The organism is Sporosarcina sp. P34, assembly GCF_002743375.1.
GTDB lineage: Bacteria > Bacillota > Bacilli > Bacillales_A > Planococcaceae > Sporosarcina.
Map to the genome: position 1 here is coordinate 55,143 of NZ_PDZC01000012.1, position 23,850 is coordinate 78,992.

Below are 23,850 nucleotides of genomic sequence, written 5' to 3' on the forward strand. Positions count from 1 at the left end.
CATGAATATGCAATCCACTAAGAGGAAACGCGTTGTTGTATTCGGAGGCGGTACAGGATTATCCAATATCCTTCGCGGTTTAAAGCGTTATCCAATTGAATTGACAGCTATTGTAACGGTGGCGGATGATGGGGGAAGTTCAGGTCGTTTATTTGACCAGTATAACGTCCCGCCACCTGGAGATATAAGACAGGTTATGGCAGCGCTTTCAGATGTCGAACCCATGATTGAAAAAATGTTCCAGCATCGCTTTGAGGGATCAGATGGATTGAAGGGACATTCTCTTGGGAATTTGATGCTTACGGCCTTAACAACGATTACTGGTGATTTCGCCCGTGCAGTCGAGCAGATGGGCGCTGTTCTGAATATTAAAGGAACCGTATTACCTGCTGCAAATCAGCGAATTACCTTGCATGCAGAGCTTGAAGATGGTTCAATCATTACAGGCGAATCGAAAATTCCTCTCTATGGAAGGAAAATCCGTAACGTTTTCATCACGCCTCAAGACGTAAAACCATTACCGGAAACAGCCGATACGATAAAAAATGCAGATTTAATCGTATTTGGACCGGGAAGCTTGTATACTAGTACTTTGCCAACACTTTTAGTGCAGGACATTCGCGAAGCGATTCTCGAAAGTACTGCCAAAAAAGTCTATGTTGGTAACTTAACCACACAACGTGGCGAAACGTATCGCTATACTGCTTCTGAGCATGTTCAGGCACTCTATGATCATGCGGGAGAACCGTTTCTTGATGCAGTTCTAGTGAATAACGTAGAAGCGTTCAGACGTATGCATAACCTGGCTGAAAATGAAGAACCTTGGCTTGTGGAGAATGATTTGGAGTGCCTGCAAGCGCTAGTGCCTGAAGTATTTGTGCAAGAGATCGCGTCTCTTATCGATGGGACGGTAATGCATAAAACAATGGAAGTGTCAGATATGTTGATGCGTTATATAGAGAGAACGTAGAAGGCGGATAGATGTGAAAATCGCCGAAGAGGGGGAATATCATGTCTTTTGCATCCAAAACAAAGAAAGAATTGACGCAGATTGAAACGGATGATTGTTGTACGAAAGCAGAAATTGCGGCATTCATCCGTATGAATGGTGTCATGTCTTTTTCAAATAAACAACTTAGTCTTGACGTTCAAACGGAAAATGCCTCTATTGCGCGTCGTTTGTATTCGAATGTAAAGGCGTTGTATCCATATAAAGTGGAATTGCTTGTTCGGAAAAAAATGCGTTTAAAGAAAAACAATGTCTATATTTGCCGGATCCGTGATGGAGCCAAGCACTTATTGGAAGAGTTATCCATTATGACACATGACTTCCAAATGATTAACACGATCGATCCACAGCTAATTGAAAAAGATTGCTGTGCACGCGCATACTTACGGGGAGCTTTCCTGGCAGGAGGTTCCGTTAATAATCCGGAGACGTCTTCCTATCACTTGGAAGTCTTCTCAAGCTATCAAGAACATAGTCAATCACTTGTTGAGTTGATGAACCATTTTCATTTGAACGCAAAATCTATTGAACGCAAAAAAGGATTTATCGCGTATCTAAAAGAAGCAGAAAAAATATCCGATTTCCTGGGCATCATCGGTGCACATGTATCCCTAATGAAGTTTGAGGATGTGCGAATCATGCGAGATATGCGCAACAGCGTGAATCGGCTAGTGAATTGTGAAACCGCTAATCTGAATAAGACGATTGGTGCAGCACAAAGGCAAGTAGAAAATATTAAGTTGATTGAGCGGACGATTGGTTTAGATCAATTACCCGAACGTCTACAAGAGATTGCTCAATTACGTGTTACTCATCAAGATGTGACGCTAAAGGAGTTAGGCGAGCTAGTAACGGGTACACCGGTTAGTAAATCGGGTGTCAATCATCGTTTGCGTAAGATTGAAGAAATTGCAGATCGATTACGGTAAATTATTAGTAGATCCTTCTTAAGAAGAGGAAGAAAAGGAGCACACAATATGGTAGAAAAAACACTAAAAGTAGGAATTAAACCTGGTTTGCAAGCGAGACAGGCGGCGTTATTTGTGCAGGAGGCCAATAAGTACTCGGCTGACATTTATTTGAAGAAGGATACTCGTCAAGTGAATGCAAAGAGTATCATGGGGATTATGAGTTTGGCGATTGCCAAGGGAACAGAGATCACGTTGATTACAGACGGGATTGATGAAGATTTGGCTCTTCAGAATTTAGCTGAGATTGTGGAAGTGGAGCAGTAAGTTGATTTGATTAGGTGACGGTAACCTGTAGTTGGGTTTCGTTACCTTTTTTATTTGTTTACGTAGTGAGGCGGGTGGCGCAGTTGATCTGCGTTCCAGGCGGACGCTTTCCTGCGGGCATGGCTTGAGCCAAGCGAACAGCGAAGTGTTCGCTTTGACGTATATCTGTGTACTTTGCAGAAATTAAGGCATCTGTGCGGGGTCTCAAGGCTCATGCTTATCCTCTCGGAGTCGCCGCCTTCCACTCTGACCAACAAGTGTCTCACTCTGGAGTTAGAGAGCTAGTGCATTTGATTGGTAAAAATAAAACCCAAACCAATATAAAAATCCAAATAAAAAAAGGTTGTCACGGAAGGCCATTTGGCTTTCCGTGACAACCTATAGTTATTATTTCTTTTCGATTTCGCTACGTTCTAGAACGTGGTCGATTAGGCCGTATTCTTTAGCGCGTTCGGCAGTCATGAAGTTATCGCGGTCTGTGTCTTTTGCGATGACGTCGATTGGCTGACCTGTGCGATCTGAAAGGATTTGGTTTAGTTTTTCACGTAGGTGCAAGATGCGTTTTGCGGCAATTTCAATTTCAGTTGCCTGACCTTGTGCGCCACCTAGTGGTTGGTGAATCATTACTTCTGCGTTTGGCAAAGCATAACGTTTACCTTCTGTACCAGCAGTTAGCAAGAATGCACCCATAGATGCTGCCATCCCTACACAGATTGTGCGGATGTCTGGCTTGATGTATTGCATTGTATCGTAGATTGCCATACCTGCTGTGATACTTCCACCTGGGCTGTTAATGTAAATGGAGATATCTTTTTCTGGATCTTCAGCTTCCAAGAATAGCAGTTGTGCAACGATGGAGTTTGCCACATTGTCGTCAATGCCGCTCCCCAACATAATAATACGGTCTTTTAATAGACGAGAGTAGATGTCGTACGCTCGCTCACCACGATTTGTTTGTTCAATAACTGTAGGAATTAGATTCAATTAGACTTCCTCCTTTAATCACTTCATAATATTCGTTCGGTTGAAATCATTTCGTATTTCAACTATAACTGTATTTTACCTATTAAGGTCAACAAAGGTCAAATCATTTGCCTTAAAAATACACATTGCTTTTCATTATATTCTACGATATAATGGAAGATGTCTCTTACAGAAGAAAAGCTTTTTTCTGTAGTTGAGTAATTATAGTTAAAGCTTGATATTACACGTTTAGTCCTCGTGGTGCAATGGATAGCACGCAAGCCTCCGAAGCTTGAAATGTGGGTTCGACTCCCGCCGAGGGCATCATAGTGAAGCGTTTGAACAGTTCGCATTTTGCGATCATGCTCAAACGCTTTTTTTATGCTGGAATTTCTATTGCTCCGAACTTTCTATTCTTTATTTTCCCCGTCTGGCACTTCTTTTAAACTTCGTTGCTAAATATCTCTTGGCAGTCTTTGGTTTCATATGTGTATTCCACCGTCAGAAGACGTTTTTTTCCTTGCATAAAATGGAGGAAGGAAACAAACGTACTTTGTTTAGTTCACTGTACAAATGGGGATGCTATCTGTAGGTGCTAATGAAAACAGGGCCAAATAACTCTCGATTAGTTCGTATACAAACACTCGGGGCCTTCTGAAAGAGTAGCAAGGTGCGAAATAGTCCACTACAAACTAGAGCAAGGTAAATGGTTTCTTAACTCGATAAATAGTTGAACTGCGTTAAATCAGCTACCAAGTAAAAATGCTGGGTAAAATAAAGAGGGGAAAAATTATAGGCAGCTCAGCTCACTATCTAACTGTTTTTTGTTAGTTGTGAATAAGTCTGGAGGTGTTTAAGATGGATTATGTAATGACGGGTGGAAAGCTGATAATCGGCTTGGTTGCTCTTCTAGTTGTCATAAGACTATTAGGGAAAAAACATCTTAGCCAAATGACACCGTATGATGTGGTGTATCTTCTCGTATTCGGTGGAATTCTTGAAGAGAGCCTCTATGATAATAAGATATCTATCTTCCTGTTTTTATTTTCGGTTGTAGTGTGGGCAGTTGCCATTTATGCCGTAGAGAAAATTGTCACCCTATCTAATCCGTTACGTATATTGATTAAAGGAGAAACGGACAAGTTGATCCATGATGGGAAAATCAATAAAAAATTGATGAAAAAAAACCAATTAGAAATGGAGCAGTTGAGAACGATGCTTCGTAAACAAGGGATTTTTTCGTTGAGAGAAGTACGGGACTTGTTTATCGAGCCGGGAGGAGATATTTCAATTAATCAATACGCCAAGTATAAACCCGTGGCTGTACAGGATATGAATCTGGAGAACCGAGAAGAAGAACCGACCGTACTCTTAATTGATGAGGGACAGATCAAGAAGGAAGTCTTAGACTTTATTGGAAAAACGGAGGCATGGCTTTATGCGGAAATGGAACGCTTAGGGCATGTGAATCTTCAACATATATTGTATTGTGAATGGTCAAAAACAGAAGGCTTTTTTCTAAAAACATATGCCGATGTTAGTAATAGCGAGAAGTGAAACATAACGCATGAACTACGCTTACAGGAAGAATAAATCAATTGATTTTCAAAATAGAAATTCTAGAAGTCATTTCAGAAGATTCCATTACAGATTTTACGGTTGTCATCGTTGCACCTGAATTACCATCTACTTATTGCTTACGAGAATTCGATTAATATATAGGCCCCACACAGTGAGAAAATAGGTTATCTCACCGAGTGGGGCCTATATTAATCAAGTATATTTCCTGTCTAACTGACAACCGATTTAAGAAACTGAAAGCCACCACCATAGCCCCGTCAACGTAATGAGGAGAGTAGGCACAGTCAATATAATACCTACTTTGAAATAATATCCCCAAGAGATCCGTATGCCTTTTAACGACAGCACATGCAACCACAGCAACGTGGCGAGCGAACCGATCGGTGTCATCTTCGGACCTAAATCAGACCCGATTACATTGGCATAAATCAACGCTTCCCGCACATCAGGCGGAACCGCAGCATCCTGGATCGCTAGCGCATCTATCATCACGGTTGGCAAATTGTTCATGAACGATGACAGGATTGCCGCAATAAACCCCATGCTAATCGTAGCGGCGTACAAGCCGTGGCTCGATGTCCACTCGATCAACGCGGTCAAAACAGATGTCAATCCTGCATTGCGCAATCCATAGACGACTACGTACATCCCGATGGAAAAGAACACAATAGCCCATGGAGCACCTTTGATTACCGTTTTAGTCTGCACTGCTTCGCTCGTTCTTGCAATTAGCAAGAACATGATCGCAATGGAACCGGCGATGAAGGAGACAGGTAAACCTAATGATTCACTAATGAAGTAGCCGATCAGCAACATACCGAGCACTACCCAGGAAATGCGGAACAATTTATGGTCACGTATAGCACTCGCAGGTGTACGCAACAACTTTTCATCGAAACGTTTCGGTATAGATTTCCGGAAATACATATACAACACGAGAATACTGGCACCAAGGCTGAAGAAGTTCGGGATGATCATACGGCTTGCATATTCAGCAAAACCGATGCCGAAGAAGTCGGCGGAAACGATGTTCACGAGATTACTGACGACAAGTGGCAAGGAAGTAGTATCCGCAATGAATCCTGACGCCATGACGAAGGGCAAAATCATTTTCTCTTTGAAATTCAGTGCACGCACCATTGCAAGGACAATGGGTGTGAGTATCAAAGCGGCTCCATCATTCGCGAATAAAGCCGACACACCAGCGCCAAGTAGGATGACAAGTAAAAACATGCGAACGCCACTTCCTTTGGCAAAGCGCGCCATATGTAATGCGGACCACTCGAAAAATCCGATTTCATCTAGGATCAATGAAATAATGATTAGTGCGACGAACGTCAATGTAGCATTCCATACGATAGACGTTACATCGATGACATCAGTAAAACTGACGACGCCCGCAAGTAGAGCGAGAACAGCGCCGGCGATGGCAGACCAGCCGATGGATAGATTGCGTGGTTGCCAAATAACCAAGATCAGTGTGAGTAGAAATATAAGGGAAGCCAGTATTATTTGCATGGGTTCTCCTCCTCGCTACATTCAATAGTCGGAACCGGCAATACCTTCAATAATTCCAATAGTAAGAAATAGTAGGGATGGGAATGATTAAGTGACCAATATACCCAGCGTCCACGTCGTTCATTCAGCACGATCTCATCACTTTTTAATCTGTGCATATGCTGACTAATTGCGGGTTGTGATACGTCTAGTAAAGTATTCAAATCACAAATGCATAGAGGTTTTTGCTCCAATGCCTTCAGTAATTGTAATCGGGATTGATCCCCAATGGTTTTTAAGTAACGTTCCATTTGTTTAGGATTCATAAAATACTCCTTTATTTTTTAGTATCTATATCATATAAGTTCAGGCTTATATGTTCAATGCTTTTAGACAAACAAAAAAGGAAGTCACAGGGCAGTGTGGCTTCCTTTTTGTCTGAAATTGATAGATCATGCTAATTATCGTTCTTTGCTTAACTCATCATGGATGAGATTCATATTGTAGTTCAAGTATTTTATATACGTATCGATCGCGTCACCAGGGTTACCAATTTCGTCAGAGTAGATGGGCTTTTCAGCAATTGGAACGCCAGTCTCTGCGGAAACAGTTTCCATCGGGCGAGTATCTACGTTAGATTCCACGAATAATACAGGCACGTTATGTTCTTGGATATAGCGAATGAGCTCTTTGATTTGTTTAGGTGAACCATTCTCTTCCGTATCGATTTCCCAGATAAACGCTTCTTTTAAGCCATAGTGGTCACTCAAGTATTGGAAAGCACGTTCACTTGTTACGAGTACACGATTTTCTTCAGGAATCGTAGAAATGCGTTCCGCAAATTCATCATCTAATTCTTGTAGGCGTTGTACGTACTCATCGCCTTGCTCTCGAATTTTTTCACTTTCTGTCGGGTGTTTTTCAATCAATGCATCGCGCATAGCTTCTGCCATTTTCACACCAACAGCTGGATCGATAAACGCGTGTGGGTTGATTTCCTCGTCAGTGCCGTCTTTTCCACCGATATACTTAGGTTCTACTTCTTCAGTTAAGCTATAGATGTTTTCGTCTTTCTGACCAACGGAATCCATCATTTTGAAGAACCAGCCTTTTTTTCCGCCTTCAAGATTTAAACCGTTGTAGAATAATACGTCTGCATCGGTTGCGGCTTTAATATCATTTGGCAAAGGCTCATATTCATGAGGATCCGTTCCGGTTGGCACTAAGTTATATACTTCTACATAGTCCCCACCGATTTCGCGTGCCATATCCGCAATGATGGTAAATGAAGTAACGACTTTTAGCTTGTCGTCCGTTTCCGCTGCTTGGTCACCAACTTTCGTGCCCTTGTCATTGCCACATGCTGCTAACATGAATACAGCGAGCAATGATAGTGTTAGCCATTTTGCTAATTTTTTCATGTAGTACATTCTACTCCTTTGTGAATACAAATTTTTTCTGCCAGGTCAGTTAAACGCTTAGTTGGTTGCGCCTGTAATCGATTTACGTTTAAACTTCTTACGGAACATCCCCACGACAATTCCTTGTTTAGGCGAGAATAAAAATGCCAAGACGAAGATGGCTGTCGCTGTCAAGGCAATCACGGGCCCGGTTGGCATATTATACAAGAAGCTGAAATACAGTCCAGTAATGGAGGACACAGCACCGAAAAATGCTGCCAATATGACCATGACCGATAGTCGATTGGTTAACAGATACGCTGTAGAAGCTGGTGTAATCAATAAAGATACAACGAGGATCACCCCGACAGTCTGTAGGGAAGCGACAGTAACCAGTGTGAGTAAAAACATAATCGCGTAGTGAATCAAACGTGTTTTTAAACCGTAAGCCGCAGCCATCGTCTCGTCGAAACTGGAAACGAGTAGTTCTTTAAAGAACAGAAAGACTACTAAAATGACAATGGCACCGACGATCAAAGTCAGCCACATGTCGGAACTGCGGACAGACAACACGTTACCGAATAAAATCTGCGTCAAGTCTGTCGCACTTTTAGCTTGTGTGATTAAAATAATCCCAAGAGCGAAAAACGCTGAAAAGACTATGCCAATCGAAGAATCATTCTTGATTCGACTATTTTGAGATATGGCACCGATACTGAATGCTGTCAGAACACCCGTAAACACTGCGCCGTAGAAATAGCTAATTCCGAGCATATACGAAATAGCAACACCCGGTAGAACTGCGTGGGAAATCGCATCGCCCATCAATGCCATGCCCCGAAGGACAATGAAACTTCCAATAACTCCACAAATGATGCCGACCATGATCGACGTAATCAATGCTTTCTGTAAGAAACCGTACGTCAGTAAGTCTTGAATAAATTCCATTACATAGAAACCTCCAAGCCGTCGATCATAAATTCACGGTTGTATGCTTTCGCCATATTGCTGGATTGGAATACTTTATTCGTTGGACCTGCATCAATTAACTCTTTGTTAATAAGAATGAGCCCATCAAAATATTTCTTCACTTTTGACAAGTCGTGGTGAACGACGAAAATCACTTTGCCATTCGCTTGCATTTCACGCAAAATCTCAATTATGATTTCTTCACTCGATACGTCAATTCCTACGAAAGGCTCATCAAGGAAGAAGTAATCCGCCTTTTGCGCTAGTGCACGTGCAAGGAACACTCGCTGTTGTTGCCCGCCTGATAATTCCCCAATTTGGCGATTGGCAAAGCTCTCCATTCCTACTTGCCTTAAACACTCCATGGCCCACTCTTTATCCGCTTTACGTGGACGTCTTAGCAAGCCGATTTTTGGATAAGTTCCAAGCAAAACTGTATCTTTCACAACGATAGGGAAGTTCCAGTCAATATTGGAACGCTGGGGAACATAGGCAATTTGTTTCCGCATAGAATCCACTGTCTCGCTACCGATCTTTACATCTCCATGATCTTTATGGATTAAGCCAAGCATCGCTTTCATCAATGTGGATTTACCCGCACCATTCGGGCCAAGAACACCAATCAAACTTCCAGATCCAAATGAAAATGAAACGTCTTTTACTACTTCATGGCCGTCATACGAAACACTTATATTATTGACTGTTATCGGATGTATCATCCAGTTTCCTCCTCTTTTCTTTCCCTGGTGCAACTTTCAGATAAAAGGAATACTACTTTTATTTTAGTTAAGAAGCATTATGGTTTTTTGATAGGTAATAATATAAAACAATTGTTTCCCTTATGCAACTCTAATGCATGATTGGTACTATATTGTTTCCTTCGTACAACTTTTATCAGTATAACTTACTCAAAATTGTCTGTAAAGTAGTTTAGAAAAATATTCTTGCAAATTTTATCTAAAAGCACAAATGATTGATTAGATGCATCATATTGTATGTAGTTTATGCTTATATATAGGAAGTAAATGGGGCATAGACCTAACCACTAACTTTTAAAATATCGCATCAGGAAGTTTGGTGAGTGAAAGAAGTAGGGTAAGTACATACTAATGAAATGATGAGAGGAGTAGTGATGTATGAAGAAAATAGCTGGCCCGCTTATAGCCATTATAGTGTTAGTAGTCATCGCAGCGATTATGATTGTTCCTTCTTACAACAAGTTAGTTAATTTGGAAGAAGACGTCGACCAGTCGTATGCGCAGATTGAAACGCAATTACAACGTAGAGTAGATCTAATCCCGAACTTAGTGAATACGGTGAAAGGATATGCCTCACATGAAAAAGAGGTGCTTGAAAACATTGCGAACGCACGTAGTAAAATGGCCGGCGCACGAGGTCCTGAAGAACAAGCAGCAGCAGATTCAGAACTATCGAGCGCATTAAGTCGTTTATTAGTAGTAGTAGAAAATTATCCGGATTTAAAAGCGAACCAAAACTTCCAACAGCTAATGGATGAATTAGCAGGCACGGAAAATCGTATCGCGGTGGCTCGTAAAGATTATAACGACGTCGTGTCGGTCTTCAACAGAACCGTTAAACGATTCCCAGGTAAAATCGTGGCTTCGATCTTTGGATTCGATGAAAAAGAATACTTCAAAGCGGTCGAAGGGGCGCAACAACCGCCATCAGTCGATTTTGGGGATGACGTGAAGTGATAAACCGCGTCTGCATGTTCCTCGTAGCGCTACTAGTGGCCCTTACTGGTACTACAACGGTTCATGCGATTACAGAAGTGGTAGTGGATGATGCGGACATTTTATCACCCGCTCAAGAAGCGGAAATAGAAGAATATGGCATTCGCTTGCAAGCGGCTACGAAAGCAGAACTTGCTGTTCGTACAGTGTATTCCCTAGAAGGGGAACCTGTGGAGGATTATGCCTTACGCCTACTTCGTGAATTGCAATTAGGCGATAAAGAAATGGACAATGGCGCATTACTTGTCGTGTCCACAGAAAAAAATGAAGCGGCAGGTATTGAGCGCAAGTTTTATTTAACGACCGGCTACGGTTTGGAAGGAGCACTTCCTGATGGGAAAGTCGGACGTTATATTGATGAACTCGCGATGCCCTATTTAATTCAAGAACAACCAGACCTTGCGATTATGGAAGCGTACAAAGCGTTCTATAATGAAATAGCGGCGGAATACGGGCTCGAAGGCGATGAGTTGCCAGTCGTATACCCCGAACAAGGTGAAGAAGACGTTGGCATTCCATCATTTGTTATTGTGATCATCGTTCTCTACATTATCTTCCGCGTCTTTTTCGGCGGTGGTGGAAGAGGCGGTGGCGGCGGTCCACGTGGTCGATCTAGCGGCGGTCCAATATTCTTCCCTGGCCCCGGTGGTGGTGGCTTCGGAGGTGGAAGTGGCGGCGGAGGCTTTGGTGGCTTCGGCGGCGGTGGTTCCGGTGGTGGTGGCGGAGCAGGTCGAAGTTGGTAATAGCTTGTTTCGTAGGAAGTGACGATGACTCGATTCGTGAGTGGTCGTCACTTTTTTTATGCCCTGTCCGCGGCGCGCGGCGCTCAATGTATCCCGCTATCCGCTCTATACGATCCCGCAAGCGCTCTATGCGTAAAGTTATCCGCTCAATCAAAATCTGCATCCGCTCAAAGTATTCCTTTACCCGCTCAATGAAGCCTTGCATCCGCTCTATGCCCGCGGCCAGAAACTTTATATTCCCAAATTCTATCGTCGCGCCATCTAGTATTTGGCATTCGCGGTGCGCGCCGCTCAATGATGTACTCTATCCGCTCTATGTGCCCCCACAAGCGCTCTATGCGTAACGTTATTCGCTCAATCACATTCCGCACCCGCTCATGGTTTCCCGTTACCCGCTCAATGAAGCCATGCATCCGCTCTATGCCCGTGGCTCGACACTTAACATTCCCAAATTCTATCGTCGCGCCATCTAGTTTTTTGCATTCGCGTTGCGCGCCGCTCAATGTGGTACGCTATCCGCTCTATGTGATCCCGCAAGCGCTCTATGCGTAACGTTATTCGCTCAATCACATTCCGCACCCGCTCATGATATCCCGTTACCCGCTCAATGATGCCTTGCACCCGCTCAATGCCCGCGGCCTGACACCTTATATTCCCACATTCGATCGCCGCGCCCACCCACCCAACCCATCCACCACCCCAAAAAAGTCAAATCCCTAGAAATATAACCAGTTTCATGTAATCATAAATAAAAACGAGGTGACCTACATATGAAAATTCAATTCTACACGAAACCTAATTGTGAGCTGTGCGAAGAAGCGGAACGAATGCTTCATTTGGTCGCGGAAGATTATCCACTCGAGTGGCAGACGATTAATATAGAGGAAGATGACGATATTCATGAGAAATTTATGCTGATGATCCCAGTTGTTGAGCACGAGGGACAGGTGTTAACATATGGAAATATCGGCTATATCGATATTTTGGAATTAATTGAATAATGAAAACGCTTTCTTGTTGTGTTTCATTTCTGAATATGCTATACTTCATGTATAGTATTTTTTTACCCTAGGTGGGACGTTAATTATTTAGAGGGATCAAATATAACCCGCTTGAAAAGAGTGATGTGAGTGAGTTTATCATTTTATGAAGCGCAACTCGCACTTATTCCTGAACTTCCACTGTTAATCGAGCAACGCTATCAAATGTTGAAACTGATCAAAGCGTCGGGCCCTGTTGGCAGAAGAACGCTTAGTTCTGTGTCTGGTCTTTCCGAGAGGGAAACGCGTACGATGCTCGATTTATTGAAAGAGCAGGAATTGGTGCATATTGCGAAAGAAGGCGTGTCAACTACAGAAAAAGGTATAGAAGTGCTCTTTGCATTGCATGATACGATGGAGGAAAAGTCGGGCAGACGACAACTTGCGAATGAGTTGGCGGAGCGCCTTGGCATTCTAAAAGTACATGTAGTGGAAGGGGATTCCGATGATTCGCCTTTGACGAAAAAGCTGCTCGGTATGCAAGCGGCGAAGCAATTCCGCTCGCGTATAAAAGGTGATGAAATTGTCGCAGTAACTGGCGGCAGTTCAGTAGCCGCGATTCCATCGTTTATGCAGCAAGACGAGTTGCCGGATGTGCAATTCATCGCAGCAAGAGGTGGCGTGGGAGAAGAAATTGGCTTACAGGCGAATATGATCGCAGCTTCGTTTGCGGAAGCGTGTCATGCAACATATAAAGCGTTTTATTATCCAGATACTCTTAGTGAAGAAGCGCATGCGGTATTCCAGCATGAGCCTGCTGCGAAAGAAATGCTGGAGTTATATAGTCGCACCGACTGCGTGATCCATGGTGTTGGGAATGCGACGAAAATGGCTGTATTGCGAAACTCTCCTGAAGAGGAACAGCAGATTCTACGGGATCGACAAGCTAAGGGAGAAGCGTTCGGCTTTTATTTTAATCAGCAAGGTGAAATTGTCCATCGTATTCGAACAGTTGGGATTCAGATGGAGCAATTGCAAGACGTTCCGCTCGTGCTCACTGTAGCCGGCGGGGCGAGTAAAGCGGAAGCACTGCTGTCGTATTTAGCGAGTGCACCGTCCCAAACCATTTTAGTAACAGACGAAGGCGCAGCACAAAACATGCTGTCGCTGATGTGACCCGCAGATGCACTGCCTAGAAGGCGAAAAGATTATAACTACTTTAACGGAGGCGATTTATTATGACAGTGAAACTAGCGATTAACGGATTTGGACGAATTGGACGATTGGTACTTCGAGAAGCATTTGCAACTGAAGATATGGAAGTCGTGGCAATCAATGATTTGACGGACGCAGCGATGTTGGCTCATTTATTGAAATATGATTCAGTACACGGTGTTTTCGATGCAGACGTGCAATCAGATGAATCTTCTATTCGTGTAAATGATAAAAAGATTAGTGTATTTGCTGAAAAAGATCCTGCGAACCTACCTTGGAAAGACCTTGGGGTAGATATCGTCATCGATTGTACAGGTGTCTTCCGTTCAAAAGAAGGATTGCAAAAACACTTGGATGCAGGCGCGAAGAAAGTTATCTTGTCGGCTCCAGCGCAAGGTGAAATGACTACACTTGTGATGGGTGTCAATGAAGGAACGTACGATGCAGCGAACGACAACATCGTATCGAACGCGTCTTGTACGACGAACTGTTTAGCGCCTATTGTGAAAGTGTTGAACGATTCATTCGGTATTAAGCGAGGTATGATGACGACCATTCACTCGTATACGAACGACCAGAAAATTCTTGATCTTCCACACTCCGACTACCGACGTGCGCGTGCGGCTGGTGTGTCGATGATTCCGACTTCAACGGGTGCAGCTTCCGCTGTAACGAAAGTTATTCCTGAATTGAAAGGCAAACTTGATGGAATGGCAGTGCGTGTACCGACTCCAAATGTTTCACTTGTGGACTTTGTGACAGAATTAGAAAAAGAAGTAACAGTTGAAGATGTGAATAATGCATTGAAGAAAGCATCCGAAGGCGAATTACAAGGACTTCTATATTTCAGTGATTTGCCACTCGTATCTGTTGATTACAATGGAAACACTGCATCTTCCACAGTAGACGGTTTGTCTACAATGGTCATGGAAGGCAATATGGTGAAAGTCATTTCTTGGTACGATAATGAGTCCGGTTACTCCGCTCGTTGTATCGACTTAGCACGATATATGAACGAACAAGGTCTATAAGTAGAGAAAACCATGAATTCTGTTATAAATCGTAGCCATTCCACAACTAACCGATTATAATGAATAAATATGGGTGAGAGGAACGGAGAACCCCGTTCCTCTTTTTGTATTTAAGCCGAGGAGGACTTATTGAATGAACATGAAAAAGACAATCAGAGATATTAAATTGGACGGTCAGCGCGTATTTTGTCGCGTAGATTTCAACGTACCGATGGAAGATGGAAAGGTAACGGATGATACGCGCATTCGAGCGGCACTCCCAACAATTGAATATATGACGAACGCGGGGGCAAAAGTTATTTTAGCTAGCCACCTAGGACGGCCTAAAGGTGAAGTGCAAGAAGATATGCGTTTGACACCTGCTGGCGATAAATTGTCTGAGCTTCTAGGTAAAACAGTGAAGAAACTCGATTCATCGATCGGTGAAGAAGTAGAGAAAGCGATTGCAGAAATGAAAGATGGCGACGTGATTTTGCTTGAAAACGTTCGCTTTAATCCAGGCGAAGAGAAGAATGATGCTGAACTATCCAAGCAATTTGCAGAACTTGCCGACGTCTTTGTGAATGACGCCTTTGGAACAGCGCACCGCGCACATGCTTCTACCGCTGGAATTGCAGAATACATACCTGGCGTTCTGGGCTTCTTACTCGAGAAAGAATTAGATGTTCTCGGAAAAGCATTGTCTCATCCCGATCGTCCTTTCACGGCGATCATAGGTGGCGCGAAAGTAAAAGACAAAATCGGCGTCATTGATAATTTGTTGGATAAAGTCGATAACTTGTTGATTGGTGGCGGATTGTCGTATACATTCACACGCGCTCAAGGTCACGAAACTGGAGATTCACTAGTAGAAGAAGATAAAGTAGAGTTAGCGAAGTCTTTCATTGAAAAGGCGAAGCGAAAGGCAGTCACTTTATACTTGCCGACAGATGCAGTCGTTGCGAATAAATTTGCTGCGGATGCAGAAACTAAAACGGTTTCAGTCGATGCTATTACAGAAGGTTGGATGGGTCTGGATATCGGGCCGGAAACTGCAAAGCGTTACGAGCAAGTCATTAAAGATTCACGGTTTGTCATTTGGAACGGGCCAATGGGTGTGTTCGAAATGGAACCATTCGCAAACGGAACGAAAACTGTGGCGGATGCAATGGCGGAAACGTCTGCGTATACGGTAATTGGTGGAGGCGACTCTGCGGCGGCTGTTGAGAAGTTTGAAGTAGCCGATCAAATGGATCACGTATCTACTGGTGGCGGCGCTTCACTCGAGTTCATGGAAGGCAAAGAGTTGCCAGGAGTAGCTGTATTACAAGATCGAGAATAAGGAGGAATTCTTTTGCGAAAACGAATCATTGCGGGCAACTGGAAAATGTTTAAATTATCTAGAGAAGCTGCAGAATTTGCGGAACAGATTAAAGAACAACTCACGGCGTCAGATCAAGTCGAAGCAGTTATCTGCCCACCGGCATTGTATCTGAACGATTTACTACAACGTTTTGAAACGACTGCGATCAAAGTAGGCGCTCAAACGATGCATGATACAGAAGAAGGGGCATTCACTGGCGAAATTAGCCCGGCTATGCTTGAAGACTTAGGGGTACAGTATGTCATTCTAGGACATTCTGAACGTCGTCAATACTTCAATGAAACAGACGATACAGTGAATAAAAAAGTACTCGCAGCGTTCAACCATCATTTGGTTCCGATCATCTGTGTAGGAGAAACGTTGGAACAGCGCGAAGCACTCGAAACCGTTTCGATCGTCTCCGCGCAAGTGGAAAAAGCGTTAGTCGGTGTCACAGCGGAACAAGCGAAACAGTCCGTCATTGCGTACGAACCTATCTGGGCGATCGGCACAGGTAAAACAGCAACGGCAGATGATGCGAATGAAGTATGTGCAGCGATCCGTCATAAGATCGAAACACTCTACTCATCAGATGTGGCCAATGCAGTCCGTATTCAATATGGCGGTAGTGTAAAACCAGAAAATATCGCTGAATTACTTAGCAAAGATCATATCGACGGTGCATTAGTCGGAGGAGCAAGTCTTGATCCGAACGCATTCGTAAAATTAGTGGAGGCTGGGACTCATGGCGAATAAACCGGTCGCGTTAATTATTTTGGACGGTTTTGGCTTACGCGATGAAACGTATGGCAACGCGGTAGCGCACGCCAACATTCCAAACTTTGACTTGCTGTGGGAGAACTACCCGCACGCGACATTGACAGCATGTGGTGAGGCAGTAGGGTTACCAGAAGGACAAATGGGGAACTCTGAAGTGGGGCACTTGAATATTGGTGCTGGCCGTATTGTCTACCAAAGCTTAACGCGCATCAATAAGTCGATTCGTGAAGGCGAGTTCTTTGCCAACGCGGCATTGCTTGACACGATGGAGCATGTCAAAACGAAAGGCTCTGCGCTTCACGTAATGGGCCTATTGTCTGACGGTGGCGTTCATAGTCATTATGAGCATTTATTCGCTTTATTGAAAATGGCGAAAGAACACGGTGTAGAGCGTGTCTACTTGCATGCATTCCTCGATGGCCGTGACGTAGGACCAACGACGGCTCTTCCGTATATTAAACGTACGGAAGATGTGATGGAAGAAGTCGGTGTCGGTCAGATTGCGACGGTGTCCGGCAGATATTTTGCGATGGACCGCGACAAGCGCTGGGAACGCGTGCAAAAAACGTATGACGCGATGGTATATGGTGTCGGACCACATTGCGATTCGGCAGAAGAAGGAATCCGTGCTTCGTATGCCGAAGAAATACATGATGAGTTTGTCGAGCCATTCGTCATTCAACAAGACGGCAAACCAGTGGCGACGATCGAGAATGGAGATGCGGTCATCTTCTTCAATTTCCGTCCAGACCGCGCGATTCAATTGTCTCGTGCTCTCACGCAACCTGACTTTGATGGCTTCAATCGAGGCGTGAAAAAATTTACGGACTTACATTTTGTCGGCTTTACGCATTATAATGATGATGTAGTAGCGGACATTGTATTCCATAATGTCAATTTAACCAAAACAATCGGTGAAGTGCTTGAAGACCAAGGCAAGCGTCAGTTGCGGATTGCGGAAACGGAAAAGTATCCACATGTGACATTCTTTATGAGTGGCGGACGCGAAGAGACGTTTGAAGGGGAAACTCGGATTTTGATCAATTCGCCGAAAGTCGCGACGTATGATTTGAAACCGGAAATGAGCGCATACGAAGTAACCGATGCGTTAATTGCCGAAATCGAAGCGGAACGACAAGATGCCATTATCCTAAACTTCGCAAATCCGGATATGGTCGGCCATAGCGGTATGTTAGAGCCCACTGTAAAAGCGATTGAGACGGTTGATGCTTGTTTAGGCCGAATCATTGACGCGTTATCGGCAAAAGGCGGATCGGCTATTATCACAGCGGATCACGGCAATGCGGATGAAGTGACGACCGTCGGTGGACAACCAATGACAGCGCACACGACAAATCCTGTACCTGTCATTGTCACGAATCCAGACGTAGTGTTGCGCACAGACGGTATTCTTGCAGACTTGGCACCGACGATGTTGAAAATGTTAGGAATTCCACAACCGGTTGAAATGACCGGAAAACCATTATTCTAAGGAGAGATTTTCATGCCAATTATTACCCACATTCAAGCTAGAGAAGTATTGGATTCACGAGGCAATCCAACTGTAGAAGTAGAAGTATTCACAGAAAGCGGTGCCTTTGGACGTGCCATCGTACCATCTGGTGCATCTACTGGGGAGTATGAAGCGGTAGAATTACGTGACGGCGACGAAAATCGTTACAACGGTAAAGGTGTATTGAAAGCCGTAGATCACGTCAATGAAGTCATCTCTTCTGAATTCGAAGAAAACTATTCCGTATTGGATCAAGTGGTTATCGACAGAGCATTGATCGAACTAGACGGTACGGAGAATAAAGGCAAGCTCGGTGCTAACGCCATTCTTGGTGTATCTATGGCGGTTGCACACGCAGCAGCAGACTACTTAGACGTTCCATTGTATCAGTACCTTGGCGGCTTCAACGCGAAGCAATTACCGGTACCGATGATGAATATCTTAAACGGCGGAGAGCATGCGGATAACAACGTAGACATCCAAGAATTCATGATCATGCCAGTTCGCGCAGAATCTTTCCGTCATGCACTTCGCATGGGTACGGAAATTTTCCACAGCCTAAAATCAGTTCTTCATGGCAAAGGCTTGAACACAGCAGTTGGAGACGAAGGCGGATTTGCTCCGAACCTTGCTTCTAACGAAGAAGCACTTACTACCATTATCGAAGCAATCGAAAAAGCCGGTTACAAAGCGGGCGAAGACATCTTGCTTGCTATGGACGTAGCTTCTTCTGAGTTCTACGATAAAGACCAAAACAACTACTACCTTGCAGGTGAAGATATCCGTAAAACATCTGAAGAAATGGTTGCTTGGTATGAAGAGCTTTGTGAGAAGTACCCAATCGTATCGATCGAAGACGGCTTGGACGAGAACGACTGGGATGGCCACAAGCTATTGACAGAGCGTCTTGGCAACAAAGTGCAATTGGTTGGTGACGATCTATTCGTTACAAACACAGAGAAATTATCACGCGGCATCAAAGAAGGAATCGGTAACTCGATCCTGATTAAAGTGAACCAAATTGGTACATTGACTGAAACATTCGATGCAATTGAAATGGCGAAACGTGCAGGCTATACAGCTGTCATCTCTCACCGTTCAGGTGAATCAGAAGACGTAACGATTGCGGACATCGCAGTGGCAACAAACGCTGGCCAAATTAAAACGGGTGCACCTTCTCGTTCGGATCGTGTCGCGAAGTACAATCAATTACTTCGTATCGAAGATCAATTGTTTGAAACTGCTCAGTACCTAGGCAAAGATACATTCTATAATTTGAATAAATAATCGCAACTATATTAGATGAATTAAAGAAATGGACGGTACCAACCGTTGCTTTCCGTTCCAGGCGGACGCTTTCCGGGGGGCGTGGCTTGAGCCTCCTCGTTCGCTACGCTACCTGCGGGGTCTCAAGGCGCACGCTAATCCCCCAGGAGTCGCCGCCTTGCACTCCAAGCAACTTAGTAATACTAAGTAACAAATCATTTGTTCAACTTATATAGTTCAGTCAATCGGCATAATTCGTAACAAAAGGTTGTGCCGAGAGACTTGCTTTGGTAGAATAGAAATGTTGTAACTTGCTATTTTTGGAGGTGGAAAAACATGCATGCAGTTTTCACAGCATCGCTGATAGTCGTAGCTATAGCATTAATAGTAGTCGTTTTATTGCAATCCGGTAAGAGTGCGGGACTGTCAGGGGCCATCTCCGGAGGCGCAGAGCAACTTTTCGGAAAACAAAAAGCACGTGGATTAGATCTCGTTCTACAAAGAGCGACGATCGTCTTATCTGTCTTATTTTTTGTCCTAACCATTGCGATCATGAAAATATAAAATGCAAGCGCCTGACCATGTTTGAACGGTCAGGCGCTTTTCGTAGAAAGGAACGAAAGACATGCGAATTGCCCAACCGAAACCATTCTTCTTTCAACATGGAAAACGTGCGGTATTACTGTTGCATGGGTTTACAGGAACATCTGCGGATGTGCGGATGCTTGGCCGCTTCCTTGAAAAGCACAATTATACGTCATTGGCACCGCATTACCGCGGTCATGGCGTGCCGCCTGAAGAATTGATCAAGACGAATCCTGACCAGTGGTGGGAAGATGTATTAGGTGCATATAATCAGCTGAAAGAGGCAGGATATAATGAGATTGCTGTGGCGGGATTATCACTCGGTGGTGTATTTTCATTGAGACTGGCAGCGCAATTTCCGCTAAAAGGCATCGTGACAATGTGTGCACCGATGACGATGAAAACGACTGACTTGATGTGGTCAGGCGTGCTGAAGTACGCACGAGACTATAAAAAGTTCGCAGGTCAATCAGACGAGCAAATCAAATTAGAAATGGACGACTTGAAAACAAAGTCCATGCCGGGCCTTGACGGTTTACAATCCATGGTCCAAAACGTGCGCGATCAAGTCGACTGCATCTACACACCGTTACTTGTGGTTCAATCACGACATGATGACGTAATCGATCCGAACTCCGCACAAATTATTTACGACGAAGCACAATCTACAGAAAAAGAGCTACAATGGTACGAAGAATCAGGACATGTCATTACACTAGGTCCCGAAAAAGCACAACTTCACGAAAACGTACTACATTTTTTAGAATCCCTTGATTGGCAAGAGTGAAATTAGGGGAAGATATAACTATATAAGTTGAATTTTCGTCTTTAAAAAGGAATTTGTTATTAATAGAACACTCAGTTGATTTTCGTTTCAGGCGGCGTGTGCAAAGATGTGCTCCTAACGCTTCGCTTTTACTCGCAAAAGCCGTTCTTCGTGACGGCTCTTCCTGTGGGAACAGCGCGAGCTGAAAGCCCCGCAGGAAGCGAAGCGGACGAGGAGATTGAAGCCGTGCCCGCGGAACGCGTCCGCCTGGAACGGAAATCAACGTTTCTAACAACTTATATAGTTTGAAAAAAGGAGGAGATGATTGTTTGGAACCAAATATAAAAGAGTTACAAGAACGGGTTTTATCTTTATTAAAAGAGAAATCCTATATGCCGTCCACTGTCCACGAGATTTCAGAAGCACTCAACGTAGAACAGGCGGACGACTTTAAAGAACTAGTGAAAATGCTCGTACAATTAGAACAGAACGGGAAAATCGTTCGTTCACGCAATAACCGCTACGGCTTACCTGAACAAATGAATCTTCTTCGCGGAAAATTCATCGGTCACGCAAAAGGCTTCGGCTTTGTCGTACCTGAAGACGTAGAGGGCGATGATGTCTTCATCCCACCTCATGAAATAAACGGCGCAATGAATGGCGATATCGTCTTCGTACGTGTGTCCGGTAGCTCATTCGGAGACCGTCGCGAAGGCGTCATCACGAAAGTCGTCGAACGTAAAACTACGCAAGTGGTCGGAACGTATCAAGCACATGAAGGATATGGTTTCGTCTTGCCGGACGACAAGAAATTGCCGATAGATTTGTATATCGAAAAAGGTCATTCATTGGAAGCGGTAGACGGTCAGAAAGTTATCGCGGAAATTACGAACTGGCCAACGGATGAAAACAATGCAACGGGCATGATCACAAAAATTCTTGGACATAAAAATGACCCAGGCGTGGACATCTTATCGATCATTCACAAGCATGGCATTGCGATTGAATTCCCTGAAGACGTCATGGAACACGCGAACAGTGTACCGACGACAGTTCAGCCAGAAGACTTCGAAGGCCGTAGAGATTTACGTAAAGAATTGACGATGACTATTGACGGTGCCGATGCAAAAGACTTGGATGATGCGATTTCAGTCTTCAAAGAAGACAACGGATCCTATCGTCTATTTGTGCATATTTCAGACGTTAGCTACTATGTCACGGAGAACTCTCCAATGGACGTAGAAGCAGCAGACCGTGGCACAAGTGTCTATCTTACGGACCGCGTGATTCCGATGTTACCGCATCGTTTGTCTAACGGTATTTGTTCCATTAATCCAGGAGAAGATCGCTTGACATTGACATGCGAAATGAAAGTCGATGCAAATGGTAAAGTCATCGACCATGACATTTATCCAAGTGTCATCAACTCGAGTTATCGCATGACCTATGGTGATGTCTACCAAATCATCGAACATCAAGACGAAGAGCTATCGAAGAAATACGAAGAAATCGTACCGATGCTAAACGATATGGCGAAACTGGCTAGCAATTTCCGTCAAAAGCGTAAAAACCGTGGCGCCATCGATTTCGATTTCAAAGAATCCAAAATTCTCGTAGATGAAGATGGTTGGCCGACAGACGTGATCATTATCGAGCGTACAGTTTCTGAACGTTTGATCGAAGAATTCATGTTAGCGGCCAATGAAACCGTTGCAGAGCACTTAGACCGGATGAAAGTACCTTTCTTATACCGAATTCACGAAGATCCAAAAGAAGAGAAATTACAACGCTTCTTCGAGTTTCTTACGACCTTTGGAATCGTCGTTAAAGGAACAGGTAAACAAGTAGATTCAGGTGCATTGCAAGAAATTGTCGAATCCATCGAAGGATTGCCAGAAGAATCTCTGATCTCGACGATGCTATTGCGTTCGATGCAACAAGCGAAGTACTTCCAAGACAGTATCGGTCACTTTGGTTTAGCGACGGAGTTCTACACGCACTTCACCGCACCGATCAGAAGATATCCGGACTTAATCGTTCACCGTCTGATTCGTACGTATTTATTCAATAAAGACAGGTCCGCACAAACGATTGCCCATTGGTCTGCTGAACTGCCTGAAATTGCTCGTCACACGTCTGAACGTGAACGTCGTGCAGTAGATGCAGAGCGTGATACGGACGCATTGAAGAAAGCACAGTTTATGGTCGATAAAGTGGGGGAAGAGTTTGAAGGGGTCATTTCGTCTGTTACAAACTTCGGTATCTTTGTGGAGCTTCCGAATACGATCGAAGGACTTGTCCATGTCAAGAATATGAACGACGACTATTATCGCTTCGATGATCGCCAAATGATGATGATCGGGGAACGTACAGCGAAACAATACCGTATCGGTGATGAAGTAAAAGTGCGTGTGACATCTGTTAAGCCAGAAGAGCAAGCAGTAGACTTCGAAATTGTTGGAATGAAAGAAAACTTCAGAGGCTCTCGTAAAGAAACACCAAAAGTCATTCAGGCTGGCAGAGGCAAGAGCCGTGGCCAAGGTGCAGGCAGAGGAAGAAGTCAAAGTACTAGTACTAAATCGAGTGCCGGTGGCGGAGCGAAAAGTTCCAGCGACAAGCGCAATAAAAAGTATGAAAAGCCGAAGAAGAAGTTTTATGAAGGTATGCCAAAGAAATCTAAGAAACGTCCGAAGAAAAAATAAGACTGGAGCTTGTCTCCGGTCTTCTGTCAGGGAGGAAGTTGCATGGCCAAAGGAACTGGAAAAGTACTCGCCGTCAATAAAAAGGCGAACTTTGATTACGCAATTGAAGAAACGATTGAAGCAGGAATCGTGTTAAAAGGAACGGAAATTAAATCGATCCGCAAAGGGAAAGTCCAGTTGCGCGATGCATTTATATTGATCCGTAATAACGAAGCATGGCTGTCGAATATGCATATCAGCCCCTATGAACAAGGGAATATCCATAACCATGATCCGGTTCGTGTGCGTAAGTTACTGTTGCACAAAAAACAGATCGCTTCACTCGCAGGCACGATGAAAGAACAAGGCTATTCGATCATCCCATTGAAAATGTATATTAAAAACGGCTTCGCCAAAGTATTAATCGGTGTAGGTAAAGGGAAGAAACTCTATGATAAGCGCCAAGACTTGAAAGAAAAAGAGCATAAGCGCGATATGCAACGAGCTTTCAAAGCCAATCAACAAGATTGATATTTCAGC

Annotated in this window: 23 protein-coding genes and 1 tRNA gene; 18 read left to right on the forward strand and 6 right to left on the reverse strand. The window is 44.0% G+C overall.

Annotation, left to right across the window (positions count from 1 at the left end):
* Positions 1-7: 7 nt before the first annotated feature.
* From CSV63_RS14530 to CSV63_RS14540, 3 genes are read left to right on the forward strand one after another with little or no spacing between them, the layout of a single operon-like run.
* Complete coding sequence (locus CSV63_RS14530; RefSeq protein ID WP_143565414.1) at positions 8-970, forward strand: gluconeogenesis factor YvcK family protein; 963 nt, start codon at positions 8-10, stop codon at positions 968-970.
* Between the two features lie 41 nt (positions 971-1,011).
* Positions 1,012-1,938, forward strand: coding sequence for a DNA-binding protein WhiA (whiA, locus tag CSV63_RS14535; RefSeq protein ID WP_085131583.1), 927 nt, complete (start codon positions 1,012-1,014; stop codon positions 1,936-1,938).
* A 48-nt stretch (positions 1,939-1,986) separates the two neighbouring features.
* Positions 1,987-2,244 (forward strand): HPr family phosphocarrier protein, encoded by a 258-nt coding sequence (locus CSV63_RS14540; protein WP_099696460.1) that lies wholly within the window; start codon positions 1,987-1,989, stop codon positions 2,242-2,244.
* Positions 2,245-2,631: 387 nt separating this feature from the next.
* On the opposite strand, the gene clpP is transcribed toward CSV63_RS14540, so the two are convergent.
* On the reverse strand, positions 2,632-3,228 hold the full coding sequence (clpP, locus tag CSV63_RS14545) for an ATP-dependent Clp endopeptidase proteolytic subunit ClpP (protein WP_099673766.1): 597 nt from the start codon (positions 3,226-3,228) through the stop codon (positions 2,632-2,634).
* Positions 3,229-3,459: 231 nt separating this feature from the next.
* On the opposite strand from clpP, the gene CSV63_RS14550 reads away from it, so the two are divergent.
* Positions 3,460-3,531: transfer RNA gene (locus CSV63_RS14550), tRNA-Arg, on the forward strand.
* Positions 3,532-4,065: 534 nt separating this feature from the next.
* Positions 4,066-4,764 carry a DUF421 domain-containing protein gene (locus CSV63_RS14555; RefSeq protein WP_099696461.1) on the forward strand — a complete coding sequence of 233 codons (699 nt, stop codon included), beginning with the start codon at positions 4,066-4,068 and terminating at the stop codon, positions 4,762-4,764.
* A gap of 249 nt (positions 4,765-5,013) precedes the next feature.
* Here the strand turns inward: CSV63_RS14555 and CSV63_RS14560 are convergent, their stop codons facing one another.
* From CSV63_RS14560 to CSV63_RS14580, 5 genes are all read right to left on the reverse strand, one after another.
* Positions 5,014-6,306 (reverse strand): arsenic transporter, encoded by a 1,293-nt coding sequence (locus CSV63_RS14560; protein WP_099696462.1) that lies wholly within the window; start codon positions 6,304-6,306, stop codon positions 5,014-5,016.
* Complete coding sequence (locus CSV63_RS14565; protein WP_099696463.1) at positions 6,297-6,611, reverse strand: ArsR/SmtB family transcription factor; 315 nt, start codon at positions 6,609-6,611, stop codon at positions 6,297-6,299. Before CSV63_RS14565 ends, CSV63_RS14560 begins: the two co-directional genes overlap by 10 nt.
* A 135-nt stretch (positions 6,612-6,746) precedes the next feature.
* Positions 6,747-7,706, reverse strand: a complete 960-nt coding sequence (locus tag CSV63_RS14570) for a metal ABC transporter solute-binding protein, Zn/Mn family (RefSeq protein ID WP_199203675.1) — start codon at positions 7,704-7,706, stop codon at positions 6,747-6,749.
* 57 nt (positions 7,707-7,763) lie between these two features.
* Positions 7,764-8,633 carry a metal ABC transporter permease gene (locus tag CSV63_RS14575; RefSeq protein ID WP_099637108.1) on the reverse strand — a complete coding sequence of 290 codons (870 nt, stop codon included), beginning with the start codon at positions 8,631-8,633 and terminating at the stop codon, positions 7,764-7,766.
* A complete protein-coding gene (locus CSV63_RS14580; RefSeq protein ID WP_099637109.1) occupies positions 8,633-9,373 on the reverse strand; it encodes a metal ABC transporter ATP-binding protein in 741 nt (246 codons plus the stop codon). The genes CSV63_RS14575 and CSV63_RS14580 overlap by 1 nt, the downstream gene beginning before the upstream one ends.
* A gap of 417 nt (positions 9,374-9,790) precedes the next feature.
* Here CSV63_RS14580 and CSV63_RS14585 point away from each other — a divergent pair, with 417 nt between their 5' ends.
* From CSV63_RS14585 to smpB, 13 genes are all read left to right on the forward strand, one after another.
* Positions 9,791-10,369: a LemA family protein gene (locus tag CSV63_RS14585; RefSeq protein WP_099637110.1), complete on the forward strand. Its 579-nt coding sequence runs from the start codon at positions 9,791-9,793 to the stop codon at positions 10,367-10,369.
* Complete coding sequence (locus tag CSV63_RS14590; RefSeq protein ID WP_099696465.1) at positions 10,366-11,151, forward strand: TPM domain-containing protein; 786 nt, start codon at positions 10,366-10,368, stop codon at positions 11,149-11,151. Before CSV63_RS14585 ends, CSV63_RS14590 begins: the two co-directional genes overlap by 4 nt.
* Positions 11,152-11,921: 770 nt before the next feature.
* Positions 11,922-12,152, forward strand: coding sequence for a glutaredoxin family protein (locus CSV63_RS14595; RefSeq protein WP_099696466.1), 231 nt, complete (start codon positions 11,922-11,924; stop codon positions 12,150-12,152).
* A 129-nt stretch (positions 12,153-12,281) separates the two neighbouring features.
* Positions 12,282-13,307 (forward strand): sugar-binding transcriptional regulator, encoded by a 1,026-nt coding sequence (locus CSV63_RS14600; protein WP_099696467.1) that lies wholly within the window; start codon positions 12,282-12,284, stop codon positions 13,305-13,307.
* 62 nt (positions 13,308-13,369) lie between these two features.
* Positions 13,370-14,377 (forward strand): type I glyceraldehyde-3-phosphate dehydrogenase, encoded by a 1,008-nt coding sequence (gene gap / locus CSV63_RS14605; RefSeq protein ID WP_099696468.1) that lies wholly within the window; start codon positions 13,370-13,372, stop codon positions 14,375-14,377.
* Between the two features lie 133 nt (positions 14,378-14,510).
* The gene (locus CSV63_RS14610; protein ID WP_099696469.1) at positions 14,511-15,698 is read left to right on the forward strand and encodes a phosphoglycerate kinase; all 1,188 of its coding nucleotides are present in this window, start codon (positions 14,511-14,513) and stop codon (positions 15,696-15,698) included.
* 12 nt (positions 15,699-15,710) lie between these two features.
* Positions 15,711-16,475, forward strand: coding sequence for a triose-phosphate isomerase (gene tpiA / locus CSV63_RS14615; protein ID WP_099696470.1), 765 nt, complete (start codon positions 15,711-15,713; stop codon positions 16,473-16,475).
* Positions 16,465-17,991, forward strand: coding sequence for a 2,3-bisphosphoglycerate-independent phosphoglycerate mutase (gpmI, locus tag CSV63_RS14620; RefSeq protein ID WP_099696471.1), 1,527 nt, complete (start codon positions 16,465-16,467; stop codon positions 17,989-17,991). Before tpiA ends, gpmI begins: the two co-directional genes overlap by 11 nt.
* A 12-nt stretch (positions 17,992-18,003) precedes the next feature.
* Positions 18,004-19,299, forward strand: coding sequence for a phosphopyruvate hydratase (gene eno, locus CSV63_RS14625; RefSeq protein WP_099696472.1), 1,296 nt, complete (start codon positions 18,004-18,006; stop codon positions 19,297-19,299).
* 315 nt (positions 19,300-19,614) lie between these two features.
* Positions 19,615-19,842, forward strand: a complete 228-nt coding sequence (secG, locus tag CSV63_RS14630; RefSeq protein ID WP_029054061.1) for a preprotein translocase subunit SecG — start codon at positions 19,615-19,617, stop codon at positions 19,840-19,842.
* A 61-nt stretch (positions 19,843-19,903) separates the two neighbouring features.
* A complete protein-coding gene (locus CSV63_RS14635) occupies positions 19,904-20,650 on the forward strand; it encodes an alpha/beta hydrolase (RefSeq protein ID WP_099696473.1) in 747 nt (248 codons plus the stop codon).
* 371 nt (positions 20,651-21,021) lie between these two features.
* The gene (rnr, locus tag CSV63_RS14645; RefSeq protein ID WP_233192135.1) at positions 21,022-23,331 is read left to right on the forward strand and encodes a ribonuclease R; all 2,310 of its coding nucleotides are present in this window, start codon (positions 21,022-21,024) and stop codon (positions 23,329-23,331) included.
* 42 nt (positions 23,332-23,373) lie between these two features.
* Positions 23,374-23,841 carry an SsrA-binding protein SmpB gene (gene smpB, locus CSV63_RS14650; protein ID WP_099627435.1) on the forward strand — a complete coding sequence of 156 codons (468 nt, stop codon included), beginning with the start codon at positions 23,374-23,376 and terminating at the stop codon, positions 23,839-23,841.
* The last annotated feature ends 9 nt before the right edge of the window (positions 23,842-23,850 follow it).